Genomic DNA, 6,834 nt, shown 5'->3' on the forward strand with positions numbered 1-6,834 from the left:
CCTCTGGCCGTTATCGTCCTGGCGATGCCACACGCCAGGCGATATCCCGCATGGCATCACGCGCGGCGTTGCTGACGCCTCCCAGCTGAAAGAAGCCGTGGATCACCCCCAGATAGCGCTGACAGGAACTCTCCACCCCTTGCTCCGTCAGCCTTCGGTACAGCACTTCGCCCTCATCACGTAAAGGATCGAACTCCGCCGTCAGAATGTGTACCGGTGGCAGCCCGTTAAAATCTTCGCGCCAGAGCGGACAGGCATCCGGATGGTTTGCCGGCGTCGAGGCGAGGTACATTTCGTAGCCGCTCAGTAGCGTGTCCCGGGTAATCACATAGTCATCGCCATTGCTGAGGTAGCTCGCCATGCTGGCGGTGGGGTCAAGCATCGGATAAATCAGGATCAGTTGCGCGGGTTGCCACGCCGCTTTCGCTTTCAGGCGCAGGGCCGTGACCAGAGCGAGGTGCCCGCCGGCACTGTCGCCAGCCAGGGTGATACGTGATGCGTCAACGCCAAGCTGTTTTGCGTGCTGGTGAATAATCGTGGCACCTCGTTCTGCATCATCGTGCGCCGCCGGAAAAGGGTACTCCGGGGCCAGACGATACTGCACGGCGATCACCCGGCACCCACTGAACCAGGCAAGCTGGCGCAATTGATTGTCATGGGTGGCAAAGCCGCCGCTGACAAAACAGCCGCCGTGGTAGTAGATAAGCGTGGGTAGCAGGCCGTCGGCAGTGGGCGGTGAAACGACGCGGAAGTGCATACCCTCCAGGGTGATATCCTCCACCCGCACTCGCGTTTCCGTCTCCCCGGCGAGTACCGCACTGGCGATATAGCCGGCCCTCCGATCATCAATATGCTGATCGCGTGATGAAGGACGACCTGCCGCAATAAATGCCTCAACCAGCGAAGCAATCCCTTTTTCCAGCGCCATATGAAGTTCCTTATACTGTTTTAATATCCAGTGTTATAGCCTGGATTATGGCGAAAAGACAGGCCTGTTGAGGTCGCCTGTGCATTATGGAAAGCGGCTCGCAAAAAAGAGTTTACCTGACAAAATCCTGTTTGTTTCCGATTCCAAAAGCTCTAGATTGCTCATAACTTCATCACTGGTGATATACTTGAGGTATATATGAGCATGATGGCTGAAAGGGATATGGGCAGAATTCTTCTCGATTTATCAGACGATGTCATTCAACGTCTCGATGACCTCAAAGTGCAGCGTAACATTCCGCGAGCGGAACTGTTACGTGAAGCGGTTGAACAATATCTGGAGAAACAAGATCGAGCTAAAGATACCATCTCCAGTGCGCTGGGTCTGTGGCAAGACTGCGAAGAAGACGGCATGGAATATCAACGTCAGCTACGCAAGGAGTGGTAATGACCTCCGGATCTGCGCTTTTTGATACCAATATTCTTATTGATTTATTTAGCGGGCGTCGCGAAGCCAAACAGGCGCTGGAGGCCTGGCCACCGCAGAATGCGATCAGTCTGATTACCTGGATGGAGGTGATGGTTGGCGCTAAAAAATATCACCAGGAGCAGCGCACGCGAATGGCGCTGAGCACCTTTAATATCATTAACATCTCACAGGATATTGCAGAGCGAAGCGTTGCGCTGCGGCAGGAGTATAAGCTTAAGCTGCCGGATGCCATCATTCTGGCGACGGCGCAACTCCATCGTCTGGAACTAATTACGCGGAATACGAAGGATTTTGCCGGTATTCCTGGCGTAGCCACGCCGTACGAAATCCACCCTGAATAATTCGAGTGGCAGGAGGACGACAAGTGAGCGATAAACTCGTCTGAAACGAATATCTCCAGCCAAAGGTTGGCCTCTGATAACGGTCAGTGACGCGTGTGAATAATCCCTGCGCACGTTCGTGTCACAAGAAGGAAAACGGGCGACAAGAGCCGCCCGAAATCATACTGCAGAACTTACTCCCCTTCGCCGGGGAACATGAACGGGTTAATTGAGCTTCTGGCGAAGCCCTCCTGTTCCATGCGGGCGTCGAGCACCAGGGAGGCCAAATCGTCGGCGACGGCTTCGACTTTCGGATCCTTCTCCTGATACATAATCTTCAGGTAGGTTCCGCAGTCGCCGCAGCTTTCGGCTTTCACCGCCGCCTGCTCGTTGTCCAGCGACCAGTAGTGCAGGTCGCGGCTCTGCTCGCAGTTGCTGCACTTGACGCGTACTACGTGCCACTCAGTTTCGCACAGGTTGCAGTGCAGATAGCGCAGCCCCTGAGTGGTGCCGATTTGCACGATGCTGGAGACCGGCATCGAGCCGCACACCGGGCAGAACTGGCGCTGTTCGCCGTATTCGGCGCGCGCTTTTCCTGGGATCAGACTGGCCATCTGCGCCCAGTAGAGCGACAGCGCAGCCCAGATAAACGGCGCTTTGTCGCTACTGACGGAGGCGAAATCGGAAACAAACAGCGCGCTGGCCATCTGCTCCAGCTCCTGCTCAGAGGCTTTTTCCAGATTCTCAATGACCGCCAGCGCCGGGCCGCTCATTTCCGGCTTCAGCTCGGCAATCAGCGAGTGCAACAGCTTGTGCCAGTGCTTGTCGCGCGGCAGGACGTGGATATCCAGCGGCGGCTTGCCCTGTTCGCTGGCCGCTTTAATGCGGGCGGTGAGATCCATCTGCAGCGGATGGTCGTACAGCACTACTTCCTGGGCATGGGCAATCAGCGCGGCAAAGCGCAGGTAATCGCCTAGCGGGTTATTAGCGGCCAGCTCGCGCAAGCGTTCAGCGCGGCGGTTATACAGATTTTTCAGCCTGGGGAACAGTAACGGCGGAATTACTTCCGCCGTGCGTTTCTCGCTCGAACCCAGCTCGTCTTGCGGGATTATGCGAATACTCATTCAGATGACTTTTCCTGTTTCTGGCGGACCTCTCGGTACCAGCGTGGGTGATGTTTCTTCGCCCACGTTTTGGTAACCCAGCCTTCCACCATCGCGGTAATGGTGCCTTTCACCCAGAGGGCGGCGTAGATATGCACCATGATAACCACAATTAACGCCACTGCGGCAAATGAATGCAGCATCAGCGCAAATCGGATCACCGGGATTGAGAAAGCCGGCGCAAAATACGGACGCCAGATGATCACACCGCTCACCAGCAGCAGTACCAGGAAGATAATCGCCGCCCAGAATACGCATTTCTGGCCGAAGTTATAGCGCCCGGTATCGCCCACCTCCTCGTTGACGACGATCTTACGAATATTCTTCGCCCAAAAGATATCATCCCGATTGATTAGGTTGTGATGCCAGTAACGGAAAAACATGATGATAAACGACGCGAACATCACCACCCCGACGAACGGGTGGAGAATTCGCGCCAGCTGCGGCGTGCCGAGGATATGCATCAGCCAGTTAAAGGACGGGAAGAAAAAGCCTAACCCGCTCACCGCCGCCAGGACGAAGCAGAAGGCGGTGACCCAGTGGTTGATGCGTTCCGGCGCCGTGTAGCGCACGATGGTGTCACGTCTTTTCATTTGCGCACCTCGTCTTTCTCTTCATGCAGATTGTCCTCTTCCTCTTCCGCGCGGTTCGGACCGACGCCGACGTAGTGGAAGATACTGGCTGCGAAGGTCGCGGCGAAGCCGACGGCCGCCAGCGGTTTCCAGATGCCTTTCCAGAACTTGACGGTCTGGCTGATCTCCGGGTTTTCCGGCAGGCCGTGGTACAGATTCGGCTTATCGGCATGGTGCAGCACGTACATGACGTGGGTGCCACCGACGCCGGCCGGATCGTACAGGCCCGCATTGTCATAACCGCGGGTTTTCAGCTCAGCCACGCGTTCGCCGGCCAGCGTTTTCATATCCTCTTTGGAGCCAAAGTGGATTGCGCCGGTCGGGCAGGTTTTCACACAGGCAGGCTCCTGGCCGACGGTCACGCGGTCTACGCACAGGGTACATTTGTAGACGCGGTTGTCTTCCGGGTTCAGACGCGGTACATCGAACGGACAGCCGGCGATACAGTAGCCGCAGCCGATGCACTGCTCGGACTGGAAGTCGACAATGCCGTTGGCGTACTGAATGATCGCGCCTTCTGACGGGCAGGCCTTCAGGCAGCCCGGGTCCGCGCAGTGCATGCAGCCATCCTTGCGGATGAGCCATTCCAGCTTGTCGTTTTGTTCCACCTCCGAGAAGCGCATGACCGTCCATGACTTGGCGGTCAGGTCCGCCGGGTTGTCATACACCCCGACATTGTGACCGACTTCATCACGAATATCGTTCCATTCGGAGCAGGCCACCTGACAGGCTTTGCAGCCGATACAGGTGGTGACGTCGATAAGCTTCGCCACCTCCTGCTGGTGGTCCCGCGCCTGAGGCGCGGGGGTGAAACCGTTAGTCGCGGAACGACGAATAATATCTTGCGATTGGTAAGCCATAAGTCGTCTCCGTTACACCTTTTCCACGTTCACAAGGAAAGCTTTGAACTCCGGCGTCTGCGTATTCGCATCACCGACGAACGGCGTCAGGGTATTGGCAATAAAGCCTTTTTTCGCCACGCCCTCATAGCCCCAGTGAATAGGAATGCCGATGGTATCGATATCCTTACCGTCAACTTTCAGCGTGCGAATACGTTTGGTCACCACCGCCTTGGCTTTGATATAGCCGCGGTTGGAGGAAACTTTCACGGTATCGCCGTGGCCGATGCCGAGCTTATTCGCCAGTTTTTCCCCGATCTCCACGAACTGTTCCGGCTGGGCGATGGCGTTAAGTAGCGCATGCTTGGTCCAGTAGTGGAAGTGCTCGGTCAGACGGTAAGTGGTGCCGACGTACGGGAACTTCTCGGCCTTACCCATCTGCTTGAGATCGCCTTTGAAGACGCGAGCGGCCGGGTTAGAGACCACGTTCGGGTGCAGTGGGTTGGTTCCGAGCGGCGTTTCAAACGGCTCGTAGTGTTCCGGGAACGGTCCTTCCGCCATCTTGTCGATAGCGAACAGACGGCCCATCCCTTCCGGCTGCATGATAAACGGACCGACGTCGCTGCCAGGCGCGGCGGCGCTGTAGTCCGGAATATCCACGCCGCCCCATTTGGCGCCGTCCCATTTCAGCAACTGACGCTTCGGATCCCACGGTTTACCCTGCGGGTCCGCGGAGGCGCGGTTATACAGGATGCGGCGGTTGAGCGGCCAGGCCCAGGCCCAGCCCAGGGTATTGCCGAGACCGGATGGATCGGCGTTATCGCGGCGCGCCATCTGGTTACCTTCCGGCGTCCAGCTCCCGGCGAAGATCCAGCAGCCGCTGGAGGTGGTGCCATCATCTCGCAGCTGCGCAAAGGAGCTCAGCTGTTGGCCTTTCTTGACGATCACCGCGCCGGTTGCCGGGTCGGTGATATCCGCCAGCGCTTTACCGTTGCTTTCCATCGCCACTTCTTCCGATGCCGGCTCGTGTGGCGTGGAGTAGTTCCACGTCATGTTGAGCACCGGCTCCGGCGCCGGGCCACCCTCTTCGGCATACATCTTACGCAGGCGAGTGAAGATACCGGCGAGAATTTCACCATCGGTGACGGCGATCCCCGGGGCGTCCGCGCCTTTCCAGTGCCACTGCAGCCAGCGGCCGGAGTTGACGATAGACCCATTCTCTTCGGCGAAGCAGGTGGAGGGCAGACGGAACACTTCGGTCTGGATTTTCGCCGGATCGACATCGTTCGACTCACCATGGTTTTGCCAGAAGGTGGACGTTTCGGTATTGAGCGGGTCGATAGTCACGAGGAACTTCAGCTTCGACAGGGAAGCGACGACCTTGTTTTTATTCGGGAACGAGGCGACCGGGTTAAAGCCCTGGCAAATATAGCCATTCACTTTGCCCTGATTCATCATCTCGAAGTACTGCAGAACGTCGTAGCTCTTATCCCACTTCGGCAGCCAGTCATAGCCCCAGCTGTTTTCCGCGGTGGCTTTGTCGCCGAAGAAGGCTTTCATCATGGAGACGAAGAACTTCGGATAGTTGCCCCAGTAGTTGACCTGGTCTTTCAGCAGCGGCTTCGGCGTGTTAGCCGTCAGGTAGGTCTGCAGGTCGGCCTGTTTTTCGTTCGGCAGCGACATGTAGCCTGGCAGGCTGGTGGAGAGCAGGCCGAGGTCGGTCAGACCCTGGATATTGGAGTGGCCGCGCAGGGCGTTGACGCCGCCGCCCGCCATCCCCATGTTGCCGAGCAGCAGCTGGATCATCGCCATGGTGCGGATATTCTGCGCACCGATGGAGTGCTGGGTCCAGCCGAGAGCGTACAGGAACGATGCGGTCTTATCCGGCGCGCTGGTTTCAGCAATGTATTCACAGACTTTGAGGAAGTCGGCCTTCGGCGTACCGCAGATGTTTTCGACCACATCCGGGGTATAACGGGAAACATGCTGCTTCAGCAGGTTCCAGACGCAGCGCGGATGTTGCAGCGTAGTATCGCGTTTGGCGAAGCCGTTTTCGTCCAGCTCATAGTTCCAGCTGGTTTTGTCGTACTGACGTTTTTCTGCGTTATAGCCGCTGAACAGCCCGTCGTCGAAGCTATAGTCCTCACGCACGATCAGGCTGGCGTTGGTGTAGGCTTCGGTGTATTCGCGGTTGAATTTTTCGTTATTCAGCAGATACAGGATCACGCCCGACAGGAAGGTAATGTCGGTACCGGAACGAATCGGGGTATAGAAATCAGCCACCGACGCCGTACGCGTAAAGCGCGGATCGATAACGATGAGCTTGGCGCCGTTATGAATTTTGGCTTCCATCGCCCAGCGGAACCCCACCGGATGCGCTTCTGCGGCGTTACCGCCCATCACTACGACCAGGTTGGCGTTTTTAATATCAACCCAGTGGTTGGTCATCGCACCGCGACCAAA

Annotated in this window: 7 protein-coding genes; 2 read left to right on the forward strand and 5 right to left on the reverse strand. The window is 57.1% G+C overall.

What is annotated here, in order from left to right; all coding sequences use genetic code 11:
- Positions 1–10 precede the first annotated feature (10 nt).
- On the reverse strand, positions 11–928 hold the full coding sequence (locus HMPREF3140_RS22990) for an alpha/beta hydrolase (RefSeq protein WP_032412655.1): 918 nt from the start codon (positions 926–928) through the stop codon (positions 11–13).
- A 204-nt stretch (positions 929–1,132) separates the two neighbouring features.
- Between HMPREF3140_RS22990 and HMPREF3140_RS22995 the strand changes: the two genes are divergently transcribed.
- Both HMPREF3140_RS22995 and HMPREF3140_RS23000 read left to right on the forward strand, forming a co-directional pair.
- Entirely contained in the window at positions 1,133–1,375 is a 243-nt protein-coding gene (locus HMPREF3140_RS22995) for a ribbon-helix-helix domain-containing protein (RefSeq protein WP_004150355.1), read from the forward strand.
- On the forward strand, positions 1,375–1,758 hold the full coding sequence (locus tag HMPREF3140_RS23000; protein ID WP_021312635.1) for a type II toxin-antitoxin system VapC family toxin: 384 nt from the start codon (positions 1,375–1,377) through the stop codon (positions 1,756–1,758). The genes HMPREF3140_RS22995 and HMPREF3140_RS23000 overlap by 1 nt, the downstream gene beginning before the upstream one ends.
- Before the next feature lie 173 nt (positions 1,759–1,931).
- On the opposite strand, the gene fdhE is transcribed toward HMPREF3140_RS23000, so the two are convergent.
- The 4 genes from fdhE to fdnG form a co-directional block, all read right to left on the reverse strand.
- Positions 1,932–2,861 carry a formate dehydrogenase accessory protein FdhE gene (fdhE, locus tag HMPREF3140_RS23005; RefSeq protein WP_004146237.1) on the reverse strand — a complete coding sequence of 310 codons (930 nt, stop codon included), beginning with the start codon at positions 2,859–2,861 and terminating at the stop codon, positions 1,932–1,934.
- Complete coding sequence (gene fdoI, locus HMPREF3140_RS23010) at positions 2,858–3,493, reverse strand: formate dehydrogenase cytochrome b556 subunit (protein ID WP_002882818.1); 636 nt, start codon at positions 3,491–3,493, stop codon at positions 2,858–2,860. Before fdoI ends, fdhE begins: the two co-directional genes overlap by 4 nt.
- Positions 3,490–4,392, reverse strand: coding sequence for a formate dehydrogenase subunit beta (gene fdxH, locus HMPREF3140_RS23015; RefSeq protein ID WP_002882822.1), 903 nt, complete (start codon positions 4,390–4,392; stop codon positions 3,490–3,492). The genes fdoI and fdxH overlap by 4 nt, the downstream gene beginning before the upstream one ends.
- 12 nt (positions 4,393–4,404) lie before the next feature.
- On the reverse strand, positions 4,405–6,834 hold a 2,430-nt coding region (gene fdnG, locus HMPREF3140_RS23020), incomplete at its 5' end, for a formate dehydrogenase-N subunit alpha (RefSeq protein WP_228705085.1).

This window comes from Klebsiella sp. HMSC16A12 (assembly GCF_001808265.1).
GTDB lineage: Bacteria > Pseudomonadota > Gammaproteobacteria > Enterobacterales > Enterobacteriaceae > Klebsiella > Klebsiella pneumoniae.